Annotated in this window: 20 protein-coding genes; 7 read left to right on the top strand and 13 right to left on the bottom strand. The window is 46.0% G+C overall.

All coding sequences use genetic code 11. The annotated features are described in order from the left end of the window. Nucleotides 1–9 precede the first annotated feature (9 nt). Complete coding sequence (locus KQI_RS0116125) at nt 10–516, bottom strand: MarR family winged helix-turn-helix transcriptional regulator (RefSeq protein ID WP_010347854.1); 507 nt, start codon at nt 514–516, stop codon at nt 10–12. A gap of 136 nt (nt 517–652) precedes the next feature. Continuing rightward, the gene (locus KQI_RS0116120; protein WP_010347853.1) at nt 653–1,843 is read right to left on the bottom strand and encodes an NAD(P)/FAD-dependent oxidoreductase; all 1,191 of its coding nucleotides are present in this window, start codon (nt 1,841–1,843) and stop codon (nt 653–655) included. Nucleotides 1,844–2,080: 237 nt separating this feature from the next. Between KQI_RS0116120 and KQI_RS0116115 the strand changes: the two genes are divergently transcribed. Then, entirely contained in the window at nt 2,081–3,085 is a 1,005-nt protein-coding gene (locus KQI_RS0116115; RefSeq protein ID WP_029390193.1) for an NAD(P)/FAD-dependent oxidoreductase, read from the top strand. Nucleotides 3,086–3,245: 160 nt separating this feature from the next. Here the strand turns inward: KQI_RS0116115 and sda are convergent, their stop codons facing one another. Both sda and KQI_RS0116105 read right to left on the bottom strand, forming a co-directional pair. Then, the gene (sda, locus tag KQI_RS0116110; RefSeq protein ID WP_010347851.1) at nt 3,246–3,389 is read right to left on the bottom strand and encodes a sporulation histidine kinase inhibitor Sda; all 144 of its coding nucleotides are present in this window, start codon (nt 3,387–3,389) and stop codon (nt 3,246–3,248) included. 225 nt (nt 3,390–3,614) lie between these two features. Continuing rightward, nucleotides 3,615–4,271: a YheC/YheD family protein gene (locus KQI_RS0116105; protein WP_010347850.1), complete on the bottom strand. Its 657-nt coding sequence runs from the start codon at nt 4,269–4,271 to the stop codon at nt 3,615–3,617. Nucleotides 4,272–4,489: 218 nt separating this feature from the next. Here KQI_RS0116105 and KQI_RS0116100 point away from each other — a divergent pair, with 218 nt between their 5' ends. Beyond that, nucleotides 4,490–6,025, top strand: coding sequence for a Ppx/GppA phosphatase family protein (locus KQI_RS0116100; protein ID WP_010347849.1), 1,536 nt, complete (start codon nt 4,490–4,492; stop codon nt 6,023–6,025). On the opposite strand, the gene ppk1 is transcribed toward KQI_RS0116100, so the two are convergent. After that, nucleotides 5,985–8,093, bottom strand: a complete 2,109-nt coding sequence (gene ppk1 / locus KQI_RS0116095) for a polyphosphate kinase 1 (RefSeq protein ID WP_010347848.1) — start codon at nt 8,091–8,093, stop codon at nt 5,985–5,987. The two genes, KQI_RS0116100 and ppk1, sit on opposite strands and share 41 nt — an antisense overlap. A gap of 266 nt (nt 8,094–8,359) precedes the next feature. On the opposite strand from ppk1, the gene KQI_RS0116090 reads away from it, so the two are divergent. The 3 genes from KQI_RS0116090 to KQI_RS0116080 all read left to right on the top strand — a co-directional run bounded on the left by KQI_RS0116090 (nt 8,360) and on the right by KQI_RS0116080 (nt 10,361). Then, complete coding sequence (locus tag KQI_RS0116090; protein ID WP_007431922.1) at nt 8,360–8,605, top strand: hypothetical protein; 246 nt, start codon at nt 8,360–8,362, stop codon at nt 8,603–8,605. A gap of 241 nt (nt 8,606–8,846) precedes the next feature. After that, nucleotides 8,847–9,506 (top strand): futalosine hydrolase, encoded by a 660-nt coding sequence (locus KQI_RS0116085; RefSeq protein ID WP_010347847.1) that lies wholly within the window; start codon nt 8,847–8,849, stop codon nt 9,504–9,506. Next, the gene (locus KQI_RS0116080) at nt 9,507–10,361 is read left to right on the top strand and encodes a 1,4-dihydroxy-6-naphtoate synthase (RefSeq protein WP_010347846.1); all 855 of its coding nucleotides are present in this window, start codon (nt 9,507–9,509) and stop codon (nt 10,359–10,361) included. Nucleotides 10,362–10,469: 108 nt separating this feature from the next. Here the strand turns inward: KQI_RS0116080 and KQI_RS0116075 are convergent, their stop codons facing one another. The 3 genes from KQI_RS0116075 to KQI_RS0116065 all read right to left on the bottom strand — a co-directional run bounded on the left by KQI_RS0116075 (nt 10,470) and on the right by KQI_RS0116065 (nt 12,463). Beyond that, nucleotides 10,470–10,790 carry a hypothetical protein gene (locus KQI_RS0116075; protein WP_007431945.1) on the bottom strand — a complete coding sequence of 107 codons (321 nt, stop codon included), beginning with the start codon at nt 10,788–10,790 and terminating at the stop codon, nt 10,470–10,472. A gap of 313 nt (nt 10,791–11,103) precedes the next feature. Then, nucleotides 11,104–11,394 (bottom strand): hypothetical protein, encoded by a 291-nt coding sequence (locus KQI_RS0116070; RefSeq protein WP_010347845.1) that lies wholly within the window; start codon nt 11,392–11,394, stop codon nt 11,104–11,106. Between the two features lie 139 nt (nt 11,395–11,533). Next, complete coding sequence (locus tag KQI_RS0116065; RefSeq protein WP_010347844.1) at nt 11,534–12,463, bottom strand: DMT family transporter; 930 nt, start codon at nt 12,461–12,463, stop codon at nt 11,534–11,536. A 149-nt stretch (nt 12,464–12,612) separates the two neighbouring features. On the opposite strand from KQI_RS0116065, the gene KQI_RS0116060 reads away from it, so the two are divergent. After that, the gene (locus KQI_RS0116060; protein ID WP_010347843.1) at nt 12,613–13,491 is read left to right on the top strand and encodes a LysR family transcriptional regulator; all 879 of its coding nucleotides are present in this window, start codon (nt 12,613–12,615) and stop codon (nt 13,489–13,491) included. 161 nt (nt 13,492–13,652) lie between these two features. On the opposite strand, the gene KQI_RS0116055 is transcribed toward KQI_RS0116060, so the two are convergent. The 5 genes from KQI_RS0116055 to KQI_RS0116035 form a co-directional block, all read right to left on the bottom strand. Further along, a complete protein-coding gene (locus tag KQI_RS0116055; protein ID WP_010347842.1) occupies nt 13,653–15,014 on the bottom strand; it encodes an ABC transporter substrate-binding protein in 1,362 nt (453 codons plus the stop codon). 88 nt (nt 15,015–15,102) lie between these two features. Next, complete coding sequence (locus tag KQI_RS0116050) at nt 15,103–15,924, bottom strand: carbohydrate ABC transporter permease (RefSeq protein WP_010347841.1); 822 nt, start codon at nt 15,922–15,924, stop codon at nt 15,103–15,105. Beyond that, the gene (locus KQI_RS0116045; protein WP_010347840.1) at nt 15,921–16,808 is read right to left on the bottom strand and encodes a carbohydrate ABC transporter permease; all 888 of its coding nucleotides are present in this window, start codon (nt 16,806–16,808) and stop codon (nt 15,921–15,923) included. The genes KQI_RS0116050 and KQI_RS0116045 overlap by 4 nt, the downstream gene beginning before the upstream one ends. A gap of 35 nt (nt 16,809–16,843) precedes the next feature. Further along, nucleotides 16,844–17,704, bottom strand: a complete 861-nt coding sequence (locus tag KQI_RS27000) for a glycerophosphodiester phosphodiesterase family protein (protein ID WP_010347839.1) — start codon at nt 17,702–17,704, stop codon at nt 16,844–16,846. A gap of 30 nt (nt 17,705–17,734) precedes the next feature. Beyond that, nucleotides 17,735–18,520: an inositol monophosphatase family protein gene (locus KQI_RS0116035; RefSeq protein ID WP_010347838.1), complete on the bottom strand. Its 786-nt coding sequence runs from the start codon at nt 18,518–18,520 to the stop codon at nt 17,735–17,737. 238 nt (nt 18,521–18,758) lie between these two features. Between KQI_RS0116035 and KQI_RS0116030 the strand changes: the two genes are divergently transcribed. Next, the gene (locus tag KQI_RS0116030; protein WP_010347837.1) at nt 18,759–19,748 is read left to right on the top strand and encodes a LacI family DNA-binding transcriptional regulator; all 990 of its coding nucleotides are present in this window, start codon (nt 18,759–18,761) and stop codon (nt 19,746–19,748) included. Nucleotides 19,749–19,960: the final 212 nt, after the last annotated feature.

Here is a 19,960-nt window from a genome sequence, read left to right as displayed (position 1 = left end):
GGAAAAATTTTATTCCTGTTTTATCCGTTCAAGACCTGAGGAAAGCTTCTGTAATAACGTAGCAAAAAGAATATGATCTTCCTGCGTAAATTCATTCATCAAATCCGAAAAAAGCTGAATGAACAGTGGAATTTTTTCCGTAATTAACTGTTTTCCTTCATCAGTAAAAGAGATCGCGGTCATACGTCGATCCGACAGCGTACTTCTTCGGATGATCCCGTCCCGTTCCAGCTTGTCAATTACGCTGGTTGCTGTTGAACGTGTAACTCCGGAATACTCAGCCAACTCGGACGGAGTTAACGAACGGTCATACAAAAACAAAGGCATTAGAATTTTAAGATTTCCAATAGATAACCCATACTCAGACAGTCTGGAAGACACCCCATTGTATACCCCGTGAGCTGTCTGCACGAAAAGTATTAATGAATTCAACGATCGTAAATCCACATTTGGAAACTTTTCAGTCAATAAGTTTATTCTCTTGGAATCAGCCTTGATGTTAAAATCAGAATTCAACGTGAAGGTCCCCCCTCTGTAATTTGTAACCATACTATACGTCGTCGTATAGTTATAAGTCAATACATATTTTCGATTCCCTCTATTAAAAAAGGTCTCCAAGCTCCTGTATAGAAGTCATGGAAACCTTTCTGCCTTAGAAAAACCGTCCCTTTTTCAGCACTAGCGGAATCCCGCCAATGATGAACAGATAGCGGAGATCCACAATTTTTTTCAACTGTGCTGCAACCCAGCCTTTTATTTTGCGTTTGCCCACCACCGCAACAGCTTCACCTTTTCCAAGCGAGGCAACGGTCCCTTTATTGGAAAATACGAACTTGTTAAGCTCTTTATTACGGAGGGTAGCGGCCAGATTCTTGGCACAAAGTACCCCTTGCTGCATCGCAATTTGAGCCGTCGGTGGATAGGGGCGACCTTCAGGATTAAACATCAGGGAGCTGTCCCCGATAATGAAAATGTCATCGTGATCCGGCGCACGTAGAAAATCGTCGATTTTCACCCTGCCACGCATCACTTCGAATCCGGCCTGCTCAATCAATCCGTTTCCACGGATCCCTCCCGTCCAGACCACCGTGCAGGCTTCGATTTTCTCACCCTCACCCACGATTACGCCATCCTCCAGGCATTCCTTAATCGGAATACCGATGCGAAAGTTAACCCCCTTGCGCTTAAGAACCTCCATTGCATATTCCACCAGTTCAGGGTCAAATCCCGGCAATGCCGTAGGGGCCGCCTCGACGTTAATAATTTGAATCCGGTTAAAATCGATGTCATAAGCTTTGGCCAGCTGTGACAGACGATCTGCCAGTTCCGCAACGAACTCAATGCCGCTGAAGCCAGCGCCACCTACAACAAAGTTTAGTCTGCCTGGTTTACCGTCATTTTTGTAGAGAGCCAACTGGTATTCAATATGCTCACGAATCAGGCGAACAGAGTTAATACTGCGGATCGTCAGCGCGAACTTATCCATCCCTGCAATCCCAAATGTTTCCGGCTCTCCGCCCAGCCCAATCACCAAGTAATCATAGGACAATGAGCCATCCTCCAGTACGATTTTTTTCTCCTTTGGAATGATTTCCTTCACCGTCCCTTTGACTAAATCGACCTTGAACTCATCAATCAGCTGTGCAATCGGAATCCGTGAATGCTCAATCGTATCCGTGCCTGCCGCTGGCATATGAAGATGTGTCGTAATATAGTGGTAATCATGTCGATTAATCAGTGTGACGTTCGCCTCATTATGCTTGAGCTCTTTTTGCAATTGCTGAGCCGTCAATATACCACCATATCCTGCTCCAACAATCACAATTTTAGGAATCTTGCCCATATGCCTATACCCCTTCCGGTACATAATCATTACATATTCACAGCTTTTCTTTTGAAATGGTATTTTCTACACACAAGAAGTGTTCACTAAATCTTAATTCCTTTGCCTTTGCAAGTGGAATCCGGCAGTTTATAATAAGAGGCAATGAATCATGCATTCGACGGCTATTTAAACCTCTATATGGCTGATTCAATATCCATAATTCATACCATAATTCCTTTCGGAGGTGTTTTTAGAGTGACAACTCAATCCACAGGTGCGGAACTCCGCGACCTGATCATTATTGGCGGCGGTCCAGCCGGTATATTCGCTGCTTTCTACGGGGGAATGCGTCAGACATCCGTCACCTTAATTGAAAGTATGCCCCAACTGGGCGGCCAGCTTGCAGCCCTTTATCCTGAAAAATATATTTATGACGTTGCTGGCTTTCCTAAAGTGACTGCACAGGAGCTGGTCAACAATTTGGTCCAGCAAATGAAACACTTCAATCCAGACGTACGACTGGAGGAGAAAGTCGTATCGTTAGAGAAAAAGGATGAACGCCACTTTATCATTAAAACAGACAAAGGCGGCGAGTATCATGGTAAAGCGGTTATCATTACCGCTGGTGTGGGTGCCTTTGAACCACGCAGATTGGAACTGCCTGGTGCAGATCATTTTGAAAAAACGAACCTGCATTACTTTGTCAGCGATCTGAACAAATTTGCAGGTCGAAAAGTGCTAATCAGCGGTGGCGGCGACTCTGCAGTCGACTGGGCACTTATGCTGGAGCCGATTGCAGAACAGGTTACATTGATTCACCGCCGTGATAAATTCCGTGCGCATGAACACAGTGTGGAAAACCTCCTCGCTTCCAAGGTAAATGTCATTACACCAACAGAAATTACAGAACTGCATGGGGAAGATACCATTACCAAGGTCACTCTCGCACATGTAAAAACCAAAGAGACTCAGGAAATCGAAGTAGACGATGTTATCGTTAACTTTGGATTTGTGTCCACACTTGGCCCGATTGCTGAATGGGGAATTGAGATCGAAAATAACTCCATCGTGGTCGATTCCCGCCAGGAAACCAATATTCCCGGCATTTTCGCCGCAGGGGATATCACGACTTACCCAGGGAAACTGAAACTGATTGCTGTTGGCTTTGGTGAAGCACCTACGGCAGTCAACAACGCCAAGGTCTATGTAGATCCGGACGCCAAGCTGTCACCGGGTCACAGCAGTAACATGAAATTGTAGTTTAGTTTAGACTATGACAAAAAAGGGTATTTTACTCCAAATTTGAATCATTGGAGTGAAATACCCTTTTTCACGGTGTGCCTATTCGTTGCAGTGATTGTCTGTAAAGTCATCCGAACCCTGAATGGCTTTACAGTCGCAGTACGAGAGCTTGTCCGGTCTAATGAAGGACTACAGCTGTATTCATCTCTAGATTTCTTTTGTGAATTTCAGCCAGCAACAATGCAATGAAGTCACATTCAAGTTTAAGCTCGATTGCCATCTGATAGGAATCCAAAAGCATTTCATCCGTCAGCATATCCATCCTCGACACAACCTTTCCTTTTATTTCAAAATCTATTCTATCAAAATACTAAAAACGGAACAAGCGTTCTGTTATCCACAGTCAATTGTGGAAATCCTGTGTATAAATTGTTGGTAAGTGTCGTTAACCCATGTATGTAACAGGGGATAATGTGGACAATACTTATACACAGGATTTTGACGCCTACCTGCAAAAAAATATTTTCATAGTTTGTACAAATTTATTTTATTGGGGCCTTGTGTTTACCTCCAAAATCCATACCCGTCCCGTTTGGTCAAGTCCATAATCAAACCCCAATTGCCCAATCCCTGGAAACCTTCTCTCCAGTACCGGAATACAGCGCCGGGTGAGATCCGCGATTTCCCGCCGCTTTCGGGTAGCTAAACGCTGAGAATATATCATCCGAAGCGCCTCTGTTCCCTTTAATTGAGTTCCACCTTTGCACAGATTCGTAATGACCAGTCCGGGACGGGCATGACGTGCGACCACTGCACGGAAAACCCACTTGTCTCCTTTCTTGGCCACCTTGACCCGATAGTCGACAGGTCGACCTTGAATGCTTGCCAATTGGATGCCTTGCTGAATGAGATACGGACGCTGGATTCGAAGTCTGTTGATTCCATCCACAAGTGCTTTAAAATGATCGAAACGATATGTTTTCTCCATACGCGTGCATGTATATCCCCTACGCTCCTTTGCAACGCGCATAACCCCGCTTCCTCCGCCTCCCTTCACAGGCTTTATGAATACAAAAGTATGCCTTCCCAGCATCATACGCAGTTGCTCCTCACTATAAAGACACGTTTCCGGTATAAAAACGGCGGTATATGGATGGTGGAGCAACGCCTTCGTCTTTAACCACTTGCTTGCAAGTTGTCTCATCAATCCTCTCTCCTTTCACCGTCAGCTATACTTATACATACTCAACAGGGATGCGCTATTCTTGGATGATTGTCTGAGACCCATAGGATTTTGACAAGATCACTGCAGACGGTAGCATGCACCGGACATCACTGGTACAATGACAATAATCTGACTACTATTTGCCCGGAGCAGCGGATTTTACCTGCAAATTGTTTTTTCGACAAGGAGGTTAACGCATGAACAGCAAAATTGGCATCATGGACATTGGCTCCAACTCCATACGTCTGGTGATCTATGAAGTGACAGAGACAGGAGCCTACCGGATTGTCCAGGAATGCAAAGAGGCTGCCCGACTAAGTGAAAAGGTTGGGGCCAACGGTCGTATGGAACGGGAAGCGATTCGAAGCATCGCTCCACTACTGCGCCAATTCATGACGGTATGCCGTATGCACGAGGTTGTTCGTATGCGTGCAGCCGCGACAGCCGCGATCCGCAATGCGGTCAATTCGGACGAAATTGTTCAATGGATTGCGGAGGAAACAGGTTTAACGCTGGAAATATTGAGCGGAGAGCAGGAGGGTTATGCCGGTTTTCTGGGTGTGGTTAATACAATGAACATAAACGACGGCATTATTATTGACATCGGGGGCGGAAGTACCGAAATTACACTGTTCCGTGAGCGGAAGCGGCTGCGTACCGTTTCGTTTCCCTTTGGTGCAGTCAATATGAATTGGCGTTTTGGACGGGAAGTCAAGAATGGGGAATGGTCTCCTCAGCAGATCGAGGAAATGGAAAGCTTTGTTCGTTCTTCGCTGCAAAACCATGATTGGATATTTTCCAATCCGGGCCTGCCATTCATCGGTCTGGGCGGCACCCTGCGCACCTTGGCTAAAATCAATCAAAAACAGCAGGATTACTCGCTGCCTGTCACGCACCATTACGAAATGACGGCAGCAGACGTCAATTATTTTTATGAAACGCTGCCCCATCTCCCTTATGAAAAACGAAAAAAAACAGCCGGCCTGTCCAAAGACAGAGCCGACATTATTGTACCTGGACTCATTATATTAAAAACGATATTCGAGGCTGCTCAAGGCATCGCGTATTTGATCAGTGGAGCGGGCCTGCGGGACGGTCTGTTTCATGAGCTGGTCAATACCGACCAACCTGTGGTAGCTAATCCGCTCATCACCTCCATACGCAATATCCTGTCGTTCGGTGTCCCGGTTAGCGAAGCACACGTCCGACGTGTTCATGAGTACGCCGTGCTGCTTTATGACGCATTGACCGACACAGCATCCGCAGCAATGGACAAACGCTTGCTGCTGACCGCGGCTACCCTTTACAAGACGGGAGCTGCCTTGAATTATTACCATTTCCGCCAGCATTCCGTGTTCTGGATCCTGCATGCAGGCATAGGCGGTTTAACTCATCGGGAAACGGTACTGTCCGCACTGATCGCTGATTACCATCCCAAAAATCGGACGCTTCGACTGTTGCGTACACATACCGACATTCTGGAGCCCTCGGACGAAGATCGCGTGCATCGGCTCGGTTCCCTGCTTCAGCTCGCAATCGGCATGGATCGGAGCGAATCCGGCATCATTACCAGCATCCATCCCACTACAGGAGAGGATGCACTGCATATTCGTCTGGAAAGCAAGAGTGAACCGATTCTGGAACAACGGGAACTGGTGGCTATCGCTAAAGATTTTCAAAAGGCCTGGAATCTTACATTGTCGTGGTCCATTCTTCCTTCTTCCAGTTTTTAACCTTCATTGCTTCGAATTGGCTCCTGATGGGAGCCTCTTCGTCGTTTCTTGCTACAAATTGATAGCTGCCATTAGGCAAAAGCTGCCGCGCCTTCACATTATCGGTCAAAGATAAGTGTAAAATATCCGCCAGCATGGCTTGGATTCGTCCATCATAAATCGGGCACATCAGCTCAATTCGGCGAGTCAAATTGCGAGTCATCCAATCCGCGCTAGACAGGAAAAGCTCCGAATTACCTGCATTTTCAAAGTAGAACAGCCTGGAATGTTCCAGGAAACGGTCAACAATACTGATAACCCGAATGTTCTCGCTAAAGCCTTCCACCCCAGGACGCAAACAGCAGACCCCTCGAATGATTAAATCAATCTTTACACCTGCTTGAGAAGCCGCATATAGTTCATCGATCACTTCCTGATTGGATAAAGAATTGATTTTGGCAATGATACGGGCCGGCTTGCCTGCAAGTGCTTGCTCCGCTTCCCTGCGGATCAACTCGAACAGCCTATTTTTCATTCCCGTTGGAGCTACCGTGAAAGCTTGCAGGGTCTTGAGCGCAGAGAAGCCCGTAATTTCATTGAACAAATCAGAGGCATCCTCGCCCAACACCGGGTCTGACGTGAACAACCCGATATCCGTATATACGCGAGCCGTACTTTCATTGTAATTGCCAGTTCCCACATGCACGTATCGTTTGAGCGCGTTACGCTCGTGACGTACCACCAGGATGATTTTGGCGTGTGTCTTCAAACCGACCAGTCCGTACACCACATGACAACCTGCTTTCTCAAGCGTACGCGCCCAGGCAATATTACGCTCCTCATCAAAACGGGCTTTCAGTTCCACCACCACTGTGACCTGCTTGCCTGATTCGGCCGCACGTGCCAGTGCCGGAATTAGCCTGGATTCCCCGTTAACCCGGTACAGGGTCATTTTGATGGCCATCACATCGGGGTCCTCTGACGCTTCAATAATAAAATCCGTCACCGCATCGAATGATTCATACGGATGATAGACCAGCACGTCCCGTTTGCGAAGTACACTGAAAATATCCTCTTGCGGGGGCAGCTCTTCCGGATACAACGGCTTGATTGGTGGAAACTTTAGATGTGAATGCCCCTCCAAGTGATCGGCAAAAGACGATAAAAACGTCAAATCGAGTGGCCCGTCCATCTCGAACACATGATCGAACAGCTTAAATTCACGTTGAAGCTCTGTTAGAGCAAAGGGGTGAATCCCTTTTTCCACTTCCAGCCTTACCGGTGCACCGCGTCTTCTTCGACGCAGCTCTTTTTCAATCTCTTCGAGCAAATCTTCAATCTCTTCTTCATTAATGGACAAATCGGAGTTACGCGTAACACGAAAGGCATGAACCGCCTGTGGAACATATCCCGTGAAAAGCGTTTGTATATGATGCTTGATGAGCTCTTCAATTAAAATAAATGATTTCTTCTTACTGTTGGAACGCAGCGGCACTGTAACCACACGCGGAATATTGGAAGGCACCTGCACAATCGCAAAAAGCGGCTTATCCTCCTCGGTATCCCCCGGGCGTGTCAAGACGACTGCTAGATATACGTATTTATTGTGAACCAATGGAAAAGGACGGCTTTGATCAACCGCCATCGGCGTTAGCACCGGAAATATAATGTCATGAAAATAAGCATCCAGCGACTTGCGCTGTGTCGTATTTAAATCTGCATATTCAAGCATTAAGAGTCCTTTTTTGGTCAAGAGGCGAGAAATATCGCGATAGGTCCGATATTGTTCGGATACCATCGAGACGGTGCGCTTCATCAGGCGTTTGTACAAACCGGAGGGAGTATACCCGGTAAAATCCTTTTGCGTAAAACCAGCCTTGATCTTCTCTCTCGTCTCTGCCACCCGAACGGCCATAAACTCATCCAAATTGCTGGACACAATCGCCAAAAATTTGGCTCTTTCCAGCAACGGTGTATCTGCATCCTGAGCTTCCTGAAGCACACGGCGGTTAAATTCAATCCAGCTCAAATCCCGATTAAAATAACGTTCTGACCCGGCTTTATCCTTTTTATGACTCTCTATCAACATATGGCCTCCATCAATTCATGCAGTATAGTGATCCTTTTATTGTACTATTAGATGAAATGCACTAGCATCATAGCTGTGTAAACGCAATGTAAAATGTGTGTAAACGCAGCTGGATGTTGAAAAGGTCAATCGGATGCTTTACAAAAATAGCATTAAAGGGTACAGTGTTTACGTCTGTTTCATAGAGTAGAATGATAATGCGTACCTTTTACAACCATACTCAATTGCTGATTTTTAAATGGCATCCTATAGGGAGGACTTTCGTTATGGAACCCAAGAAAACGCCACGCGTACTGCAAAAAAACATCGAATTTTTCACCGCAGCGCTGTCTCAGCACCTCGTTTCGGTCTGGCAAGAGGACCCTACGGGCGTATACTGTGAGATCGGCTGTGGATATATCGAGTTGTTCAGCAGCGAAATGATTCGAGTGCGCAATCAGGATGGGACCCCAAGCCATTATGACCGCAACATTACGATGTTTCAGTTGATCACGAAGGATCAACCGATATAATTATTATATGCTATGCCTAAGCGATTCTTCCAGATTAGAATTGTTTTTATCTTAAAGATAATGCATATTCGCAGGCCAAGCCTTTAACCAGTTGTGCTGGTGGCTTTCATATCTGCTAAAGCTGAAAATTTCACTTAAAAAGCGCCATAGAGCGCTTTTTTTGTCGAATTTTTTTGAACATCGTTTCAAAAAGCAGTATGATAAGGGAGCATATTACCTACATTAAAAGGGGAATCAACCGATGGAGCATATAACATCAGATGGACGCATCCTGGTCATGACCGCGGTTGAAGGCGAACGGGAGGCCGTGCTGCGCGGCCTGAAGGGCGACACCCGCTTTGCGGTTGAGCTGGCAGGTGTGGGCGCTCCATCTGCAGCGGCCTCAACCGCGCTGGCGCTGGCTGCTGGCGGCTTCCGCCTGGTCATCAGCGCCGGGATTGGCGGCGGCTTCGCTCATGCCGCCGCGCTGGAGAGCGTCGTCATCGCTGACGCGATCATCGCCGCCGACCTCGGGGCCGAGACGGCAGACGGCTTCAGCAGCGTGGACGAGCTCGGCTTCGGCTCCAGCCGAATCGCCGTGAACACTGCCGCCAGCCAGCGGATCGTTCAGGCATTGCACGCTGCCGGACAGACAGCTGTCGCCGGGCCGATCCTGACCGTGACAACGGCCACAGGCACGTCGGCAACCGCGGAACAGCTGGCTAAACGTGTTCCCGGAGCTGCTGCCGAAGCGATGGAAGGCTACGGCGTAGCCGTGGCAGCGAGCAAGCTGGGGCTGCCTGTGATGGAAATCCGCACGATTTCCAATGCTGTCGGTCCACGTGACCGTGCAGCCTGGCGAATCAAAGAGGCTTTGCAAGCGTTGGAAGCCGCATTTTCTACGTTAACGGAGGTTATATAGATGCAAATTGCTTTTTCACCTTGTCCCAATGACACCTTTGTCTTTCATGCCCTGGCGCATGGCTTGATTCCGGGCGCGCCCGCGCTGGATATTACCTTTGCCGATATCGACATTACCAACAATCTGGCGATCACACCAGACGGACTGGATATTATGAAAATCTCGTATGCCGCACTCCCTTGGGTGCTGAATGAATATGCTCTGCTGCCTTGTGGTGGCGCACTGGGCCGGGGTTGTGGGCCGCTCGTGCTGACCAAAGAAGGCTCCACGGTGGAAGGCCCAAAAGCCTTGTCTGGCAAGCGTGTAGCCGTACCAAGTGAACGTTCAACCGCCTACCTGCTGTTCCGCCTATGGGCAGCCAAGCATGTGCCTGGGGGTGTAGGCGAGATCGTCGTCATGCCGTTTGACCAAATCATGCCTGCTGTCCGTGATGGTCATATAGATGCCGGACTGGTTATTCATGAGGCACGCTTTACATATCCGTCCTACGGACTCCGCAAGCAGGTCGATCTGGGCAACTGGTGGGAAGAAGATACAGGTCTCCCGATCCCGCTCGGAGCGATTATTGCCCGTCGAAATCTGGATCTGGATGCGATCACAGACTGGATACGCGCCTCTGTCGAGTACGCGTGGAAGCATCCTGAAGCTTCCCGTGAATATGTATTGTCTCACGCACAGGAGCTATCACCGGATGTCGCACAGTCACATATCGACCTGTACGTGAACGATTTTACCGCCAATCTGGGCGACAGCGGTTATGCTGCCATCGAAGCCTTGCTCGGACGTGCCGCACAGGAAGGGCTGGTGCCTTCGTTTGATTTGGCCAAGCTGCGCCTGGCCTCCACAATCCGCTAAAACCTATAAAACCTCCCGAACGAGCACATGCCTATCCATGCGCCCAGTTCGGGAGGTTTTATCATTTCTTCGAGTGAATTCTCATTTTAGACGCTCTGAATCCTGTCTTTAGTTCTGTTCTTGCTCCACGACCTCGGTCTTAAATACATTATCCAGCTTGGTGCCCAATCTTTTTACCAGCGGCACCTTGATATCCCGACTCAGTTCCTTGAAAAAAGCGTCCATGTCACAATTAATCTTATCCAGCACAACCTTCACGGTGCCCTCTGCCAGAATCTGCTCATTCAGTTCTTCCGGTACCGTAACCGAGATATCATACTTCTTGCTTAACGTTTTAATGTAGCGGCTAAAGATTTCGATAAGCTCCTCATTGTTGAAATTCTCAACAGCAACTTGCCCTTTGTTCGTAAATTTTAAATTCACTCTCACGTTAGCATTTCCCCTTTTCCTTTTGACCATTTATTTTGGATAAACGTTGAACCGTACAGCGGCTCTTCAAAGAAAGGGCCTTACCGATCGTTTTAGACTCTTGTCCTTTGATATACTAAGTATAACACATTAAGTCCGTTTTCATTTCCCTACTTGTCGTTTTATGATAAAAAATGATACATTTTGCGCATTTTCAGCATGAATCATTGCTTTTCATTCCAATCATTAGTAGAAAATCAAACAAAAAAATACAAGAAAACGCCTATCTTGCAAAAGAAAGACGTTTCCACAAAAAGAGCTTATATCGTATGCCTCACAGAGGTTTCGTGCATTCCCAACCGTGTGAACGATACTCACGCACGGCATCTCGTATATCCTCAATATCATCGGTATGCAGCAAAACGGCAGGTAAAATGACCCAATATTCATTTTCCGCCAAATCGATAAATACATCCTCGACGTCATAATATTGCATATCTCCAAATGCCGTATCTCTGATTTTTTGTCCAACCAAAGGAGTAAACCGGGAATCGAATGTTTTCATCACCTTCGTGTATTCCTTCACACCCGTTGCTGCGATCTGCTGTGAAATAATGACGCTCAATGCTCTGCTACCTCCCTGACCTAATAATGCTCATTATAACCTTTCCTCAGACCTTCTACAAAAACCTTCAGACTCCCTCTCTATTTATATAGTCATATTTTATTTGATAATCTAGCACATTATTCCTGATTCCGTATCTTTATGCCTGAGTACAGGATTGCGTTTCATCAGCCTTGGCAGTTCGGCTACCTTGTTTTCTCGGCGAAGCCGTATTTACCAGATACACGCTGCCTGCAATCAGCACCAATCCAACCACAAAGGTCAGGGTAAGCGATTCCTTGAGCATCATCATACTAAAGATCGTAGACAGCACCGGAATCAAAAACGTGTATGAGCCGACGGTGCCTGCATCTCCATTGTCGATCAGTTTAAAATAAATCATCCAGCCCATGGCAATCACGAAGATCGAAATAAACGATAAGATTGCAATAAAAGAAGTTGTCCAGTGAATATCGCTCCAGCTCTCTGTCGCAAATCCAACCCCATTAAGTATGATCCCACCCAGAATGAGCTGCATCGTCACCGCCCAGATAGAGTCCAACTGCTTGCTTTTTTTCTTCATATAAATGGTTCCCAGCGCCCAGCACAATCCCGAGGCCAACCCCAACACGATCCCCAATACGGACAAATGGCCTGCCATGCCGCCAGAGCTAATCACGGTCACCCCGCCAAATCCAAGCACCAGTCCGAAGACCTTCATTGGAAACATACGCTCACCCAGCCACAACCAGGAGAACAATCCCAATAAGATAGGCTGGAGAAATACTAAAGTGGAAAATAACCCGGCAGGCAAATAACGCAACCCTATCGTCTGCAAACCATAGTAGCCTGCAATATTAAATATCGCCAGAACGAGGTACGTCCATGCATTTTGTCTAAAACGCAAGGTTTCCCGGTGACGCAAAGCGAATACTAGCAAAATCAAACCGCCCAGCAAGGTGCGCATTCCCGAAAAGAATAGCGGCGGTGTATCTGGCAAAGCCAGCTTGGTCAACGGCCAGTTGATCCCCCACACCATTACTAATATCAATACAAGCCACAGCGTAGCTTTTGGCGTTAACTTTTTCATAGATGTCTTCTCTCCTCTGGCATTTTCATCGTTCTTTGCTTACGGTTATAGATATCAAGCCCGTTTGCAGAGCTTCACTTTATTAGCGTATACTGTGAGCACTAATAAATAAAATGAATGTTTTCGATAAGGGAGATAACTTTTCACTTATGACGATTACCCAGATCATGATTTTCGTCCGCGTAGCTGAAACGCTAAGCTTTACCCAAACTGCTCATGAGCTGCATATGACGCAGCCCGCTGTCAGCCATGCGATCGCCAGTATCGAAAACGAGCTGGATGTTCAGCTATTGCTGCGTGATCGCAAAAAAGGCGTACTCCTAACCCATATCGGGGACAAAGTACTGCTGCAATTCCGCATGATGCTGCAAAGCATGGAAAAGGTACAGCAGCAGGTAGCCGCTGAAAAAGGGCTGGATGTTGGCACGGTCACCATCGGTGCCTTTCCCTCAGCCTCAGCCTATTTTCTGCCTCCCATCATCCATCATATTCGCCAGCATTATCCGAACCTGGTTTTTGATCTGCACGAAGGCTCCACGAATGAGGTCAAGGAATGGGTGCATACCCGGGAAATCGAAGCGGGTATTATCCTGCTGCCTGATCCACAAGTGGATGTCATCCCTTTATGCCAGGATAATATGGTTATCCTCCTGCCGGACGGTCATCCCATGCAAGCGCACGACAAAATCGCCATTCGAGACTTGAATCAGCAGGATATGATTTTTTGCAAGGGTGGACATGAAGTTGCCATTATGGAAGGCTTTGAACGTGAACAGAGCCAGTTGCACGCGCGATTCACCACCCACAACATCAGCACTCTGGTCAGCATGGTTCGGCAAGGCCTGGGCATGGGGATTGTTTCTTCTCTCTCCTTATCCACATTCCCCCATGATCTGACCGTCAAGGAAATCACGCCATTGATTACACGCGAGATTGGTATCGCTGTACCATCCTTGGCCAATGCTTCTCTGGCCGTGCAGTTATTTGTCCGCACCGCTCAGCAGTTATTTGTGAATGCGGAGACTTAGGGGAGGTCTTTTCCCATGCGAGAGAATCAAAATATCGAATACGAGGAACATGCGTAAGGCGATACTGGCTAGTGATGGTAGGAAAAGCGTGCTTAGGTTATGCAAAAAGGTGTTGGCTCCTTGCATAATCACAGGAGCCAACACTTTCAAATAGGTATCTATTATTTGGTTTGATTATATTGCTGAATTGCCCCTGTACTGCTGACGGCGGCTTCATTCAAAGCGTCCTGAGGCGTTTTCACACCATTAAGCACCTCTTCGATGGCATTGGAAATAAATTGACGCTGTTCCTGGAAAACGCCCATGACTGCCCCTTGATTGGCAAAGTTCGACTTTGTTTCATGAATTTGATTAATGGCCGTCATGAATTGAGGATATTTCTTCAAATTGTCCTGAACACTTTGCTCCTCATAAGCGGCTGTCGTAATCGGGAAATATCCTGAATTGACGCTCCAGTAAGCTTGCACTTTAGGAGATGATAAATACTTAATAAACTCCCAAGCAGCATCCTGCTCCTCTTGTGACTTATTGCCCAAAATCCAGTTGCTCGCTCCCCCCACAATCGTTCCTCCTGCCTGTGAAGGCTCGGCTTTCGGCAATTGGCCTGTACCCACCTCAAACTTGCCACCTACCGTATTCACAATACCGCGTAAAGCGCCTGTCGAGTTAAGCATCATGGCGGCTTGGCCTGATGTAAAGACCATTTTTGCATCATCCGCGGTTCTTCCATAATTGTGAGCCAGTTTACCATCAACCAATGCCTTCCACCAGGTTAATGTTTTCACTCCTGCTTCTGTATTGGCAAGCGATTGGGTTGCCGGGGAAGTACGACCATTGTCATGATCAACGTAGTCCGCTCCTTGTACGGCAAAAAATTGTTCCATAAACCAAGGCTCAATGTACAATGACAAGCCCATGATTCCTTTGGCAGACAGCTTTTGCGCTGCTTTTGTTAATTCATCGAAGGTAGTTGGCGGCTTTTCCGGGTCCAATCCTGCGGCCTTAAACAGATCTTTATTGTAGTAAAGGATCGCCGTTGAGGAGTTAAACGGCATAGAATAGAGCTTATGATCTATTTTGTAATAGTTTAAAATATTGGGTTCCATTTTCGAAATATCATATTTCTCCTTATCAATATAGGACTGCACCGGTACGGCTGCACCCGAATCAATCATAAACCGGGTTCCGACGTCATTGACTTGAACCAGGGCAGGACCTGTGTCGGAACCGAGTGAAGCTTTCAGCTTATTAAGCGATTCATCATAATTCCCCTGAAATGTGGCTTTGACCATAATCTTGGATTGGGAAGCATTAAAATCACTGACAATTTGGTCGATCGCCTTCCCATTATCACCGCCCATGGAATGCCACCACGTAATGGTAATTGGCTTCGTATTCCCTTCACTGCTGCCGGAAGCTTTTGGGTCATTTCCGGAACCCTTCACACCACAACCCTGTACGATCAACATCATCACTAAACTAATGATCATAGTCAGTGACTTCCATTTCATATTTTTTACCATATCCGCTTCTCTCCTTTTGATTGCTCGAGGGTGAACGATTTATCATAAACCGATAATATCGGAGATTTTGCTGCCTCTTGCTGTATGGCTAACCCTTTAGAGAACCCAGTGTCATGTTGCCGACAAGCTGTTTCAAGCCAACAATGAGCATGATTAAAGGCGGTAAAATCATAAGGACGACACCTGCCAGCACTAAATTCCACGATGTAAAATCCTCGGATTGAAGCATAGTCACCCCGATTTGGACGGTTCTCATCTTCGGTTCATTCGTTATTAATAACGGCCAAAGATAGCTATTCCATGCCCCGATAAAACTGTACACCCCCAGCGTTGCCAGCGCAGGACGAGAAAGGGGCAGGACAATATTCAAAAAGATTCGAATATGCCCGTAACCATCGATTTTGGCAGCTTCCAGAATTTCGTTAGGCAGCTGTAAAAAAAACTGACGCAGCAAAAATGTACCGAAGCCTGTTGCCAGAAACGGTATAATCAGACCTTGATAGGTGTCAATCCATCCCCAACTGCGGATCATCATAAAATTAGGAATCATGGTTACTTCCCAGGGGATCATCATTGTCGCCAGAAACAGGATGAAAATAACCGTTTTACCTGGAAACCGCACAAATACAAATGCATAGGCTGCAAAGCTGGCTGTCAATAGATGCCCGATTGTAATCGCAATGGAAACGACAAAACTGTTCATTAGAAATTGGGCAACAGGCACCAATGAAAAAACCGTTTTGTAGTTATCCAGATACAGACCCGATGGTACAAGCTTGGGTGGAAATGAATCTATCTCTCCAGCAGTCATTAAGGAAGCTGCCAGCGCATAATAAATAGGATAAATCATAATCAGCGCCAGTAAGAGAAGAACCGCTATCCGAAAGTAATTTTGCATTCTGCTTTTCATGAATAATGAACTCTCCTTGCGCCAAGCCGAAACTGAATAAGCGTAAACACGAGAATAATGACGAACAGAATAATGGCCTGGGCACTGCCGGAGCCAAAATGGTAGTTTTTGAATGCTTCCCGATACAAATCATAAACAAGCACATTTGTGGCGTTTACCGGCCCGCCCTGCGTCAGTATGTTGATTTGCCCGAAAGCTTGCAGTGAACTAATAAGTGACACCACACTTACGAAAAACAAGGTTGGTGACAATAACGGTAATGTTATTTTAAAGAAAGTACTCCAGGCTCCCGCGCCATCCATCTTGGCACTCTCATATAAATCTTCCGGTATACCTTTAACCCCACTCAAGATAACGAGATAAACAAAACCCATATTCATCCACACGGTCATCATGGATACGGACAACATGGCATATGCCGGGTCTGTCAGCCAACCGATGGGACGGATATGGATAAGACCAAGCCAATAATTGAGCATGCCCGCAGTAGGGTGGAACAGAATTTTCCAAATAACAGATGCCATTCCGACAGGCATGGCAATCGAAATCGCAAATATGAACTGGAATACAACATTTAGTACGTTTTGCCCTTTCGTTAATACAGCTAACAACAAAGAAATCACAATAACTGCCGGGATCGTCAATAAAGCAAATTCACATGAGTTCAACAAACTTTGATAAAAATGTTCCGATTTAAAGACCGTCATATAATTACGAAATCCGACGAACGAAGAAATGCGGCCAATTGCATTGGTACTAAATAAACTCAAATAAATGGATTTCAAAAACGGGTAAAACAAGAAGATGCTAAATCCCAACAAGGAGGGCAAAATGAACCCAAACCCGATCATCGATTCAACTATTTTATGACGATACTTACTCAACCGCCGAACCCCCATGTAAACTTTTTTAAACTGATTCATCTTTTTTGATGAAGATGTTCAAACAATTCATCCGGGTAATCTGTCTGAATCATATTGGCTCCCTTGGAAAAATTCCAATCCCAGCCCAGCACAGACCCGGATAAAGCAAGCTGATCATCATGTCCCCCACACAAATGGCCCCACATCGTATTGATCCAAATTCGGGCTTTTCCTCTTAGCAATTGCAGGGTCTCCTCCGAAATGATATGGCTGTTGTCATGTTCGAATATTAGCTCATAAGCGTCCGGCTTAATGTCCTCCGTCCAACGGGGCAATTCTGCAATAATATGCTGGTTGCTCTCCTCGATCATTTGCATATACTGAGGGCGTACTGCTTTGCCTTCTAAAAAATGCTTTACCTCGTCTGCATCTGCAGTGCTTTTGAATAATCCTTCTTGAAGTGTGTCTGTTTCTTGTAACAAAGCATAGACCTCTTCTCGCAAGCTCCAACACTTATCCAAATTAAGCATAACTTTGTCCTTGGCCAGCAACATCGCCTCTCTTAATGTAGGAACCACCTCATTCGTCAAGGCCGCTCCCTCTCCGCCTTGTCCTTCCTTTAAGCGAAACTCACGAATTTGCCGGAAGGTAAGCTCATCTATGCGGCCCGACCCGTTTGTCATCCGGTCAATCCTCTCATCGTGCATAAGCATCAACACGCCGTCCCTTGTTTTCTGAACATCCACCTCAACAACATCAATCCCGGATTCATATGAAAATCGGATGGAATCCAGTGAATTTTCCGGCGCTCTCCTCCAGTGCCCGCGATGAGAAACAATCATGTGACTTCCGTTCGGATTGCTGAAATTTGCTATGATCTCTTTAAAAGATGGCTTCTGTGTATTCATATGACTCATTCAGGTATAATCTCCTCTACTCGGTACTCCTTATTTGTTTAGAGCTTGAATGATTTCCTCATGCAGCGGACTTCCAGCGGCAACCAGTCCTCCCTTATAAACTCTGTTAATTTCATTGCCTTGCAAATCCGTAAATTTACCACCGATCTCTTCCAATATGATTCGGCAGGCGGCATAATCCCATGCATTCACCTCAGCCTGGACATACCCTCCCAGCATTCCGGTCATAACGTCGCACAACTCTATGGTTGTCGCACCGTAGCTTCTGACGCCTCTCGCTTTGCCAGTAAGGATATGGAGTGGCTCCCAGCGGCTCATCTCCAGCAGATTTTGCCGAGGTGCATTAACCACGAGCAATTCTGTTTCAATTGAGTTGCTTTTGAGCGGCCCAAGTTTATTCTCGTTTAAAAAGGCCCCTTCTCCGTGAAAGGCACAGTAAAAATGGTCTGCTACCACATCATAAACAATGCCAAATATCCCTTGATCCCCATTGCACAAAGCGACTGAAATGGCAAAATCCTTTTTTCGGTTAATAAAATTGGTTGTTCCGTCAATCGGATCAATAATCCATAAATACGGACTGTCTGAGAGACGATTACCGATATTTTCTTCGCCCAAAATATTATGATCCGCATAATATTGCTGTATGTTGTTTACGAAAAAAGCCTCCACTTCACGGTCGACTACGGTAACCAAATCTGCATGATTTTTTTTAACCTGGATATGAATCGTCTGCTCCATTCTTTTCAAGATGAGGCTCCCGGCCTCTCTTACCCATCCCAAAGCCTGCTCATATATCTGCCGGTCTGTGTCCATATTCCTGCCCCCTCTTTTATGTGTATTGAGTAATACAAAAACTAAATTAAGTAAATATTTCACTTAATATCTGATAATCATATTACTAAGAGAATGTAAAAAATAATGCAATATATATTGAAATTCATGTTAATTCAAAAAAAATTGTTTTTTTAGATTGTCAAATGTCAGTAAAACAAAGTACAATCAGTTATAATATTAGTGATTATTTTAGTAATTTATTCAGGAGGAACTTCTATTGGCTACGATTAAAGATATTGCTCGTTTGGCGGAGGTATCTGCTACTACAGTCTCACGAATCCTCAATCAGGACCCGACTTTTAGCGTCTCGGGCAAAACCCGTGACAAAGTGCTCGAGGCCGCCAGACAACTTGAATATAAGACTATTGTCGAAAGATACAACCAAAAATACTATCGCTTGGCTCTTATGTATAAACCTACTATTTTTCACAGTCACATCGAGAATGACTTCCACTTCTCCATCAGGAGCGGGATAGATAAATATTGTTCCCAGCACGGGATCGACATGGTCAACCTGTTCAGCAATTCCAATGTGAAATTTGAAAATTTACAAGGGGCTATCATTCAGGGGAATTATTCAAACGAAGAAATCAAAGAGATGACCTCTATGCTGGATACCGAGCATCTTTTAATTATTGGCAGATGCCCGGATGACAACAAATACGATAGTATCTGGTTTGACACGAGACGTGCTATACATTCTGCCCTCGATTATCTTGTCAGTCTTGGGCATACGGAAATTGGCTATATTGGCGGGGATGAGAACGAGGACGTTGATTGGGATGAGCAGCGGGAGCAAATTTTTCTTCGCTATATGCAAAAAAAGTTCCAAAAAACACCTCAAACTTTTGTAGGAGAGATCACCCTGAAAAATGGCTATGCGTTAATGAAAAAAGCATTTGAGACGAAACCGCTGCCTTCTGCTTTTTTTATTGCTAATGACCCTTTGGCGTTAGGGGCTCTGGAATATTTAAAAGAGCACAACATCACGATACCTGATACCTTTAGCATCGTCAGTTTTGACGGTCACCAAATGACGCAGTATACAACTCCTGCACTCACAACCGTGCAAATCAGAACCGAGTTTATGGGCATCACCGCAGTACAAACCTTAATTGAAAAAATAGATGGTGTACGCAGTATTTCCAAAAAGGTGCTTCTTCCGACTCAATTAAGAATAGGAGAAAGCTGTGCTCCCCGATCCTAAAATATTACGCGTTGGTATCGCCATGCCATAGTGGGTAAAATAAGAATAGTCGCGATGTTCCACCATCGCGACTATCTGACAAAAGCCGGTGGGCGACCACGGCGAGAATTTCATACTTCGTACGAAAAACCACCGAATACAGGGGCCAACCTATTCCCGGTGGTTTTCGTATTATTAGGTCAACCAGAATTTGATATGCTCCCATCATAGTA

The sequence above is a fragment of the Paenibacillus peoriae KCTC 3763 genome, assembly GCF_000236805.1.
Lineage (GTDB): Bacteria > Bacillota > Bacilli > Paenibacillales > Paenibacillaceae > Paenibacillus > Paenibacillus peoriae.
The sequence above is the reverse complement of the archived record's forward strand: the minus strand, read 5'-3'. Positions and strand labels throughout refer to the sequence as shown.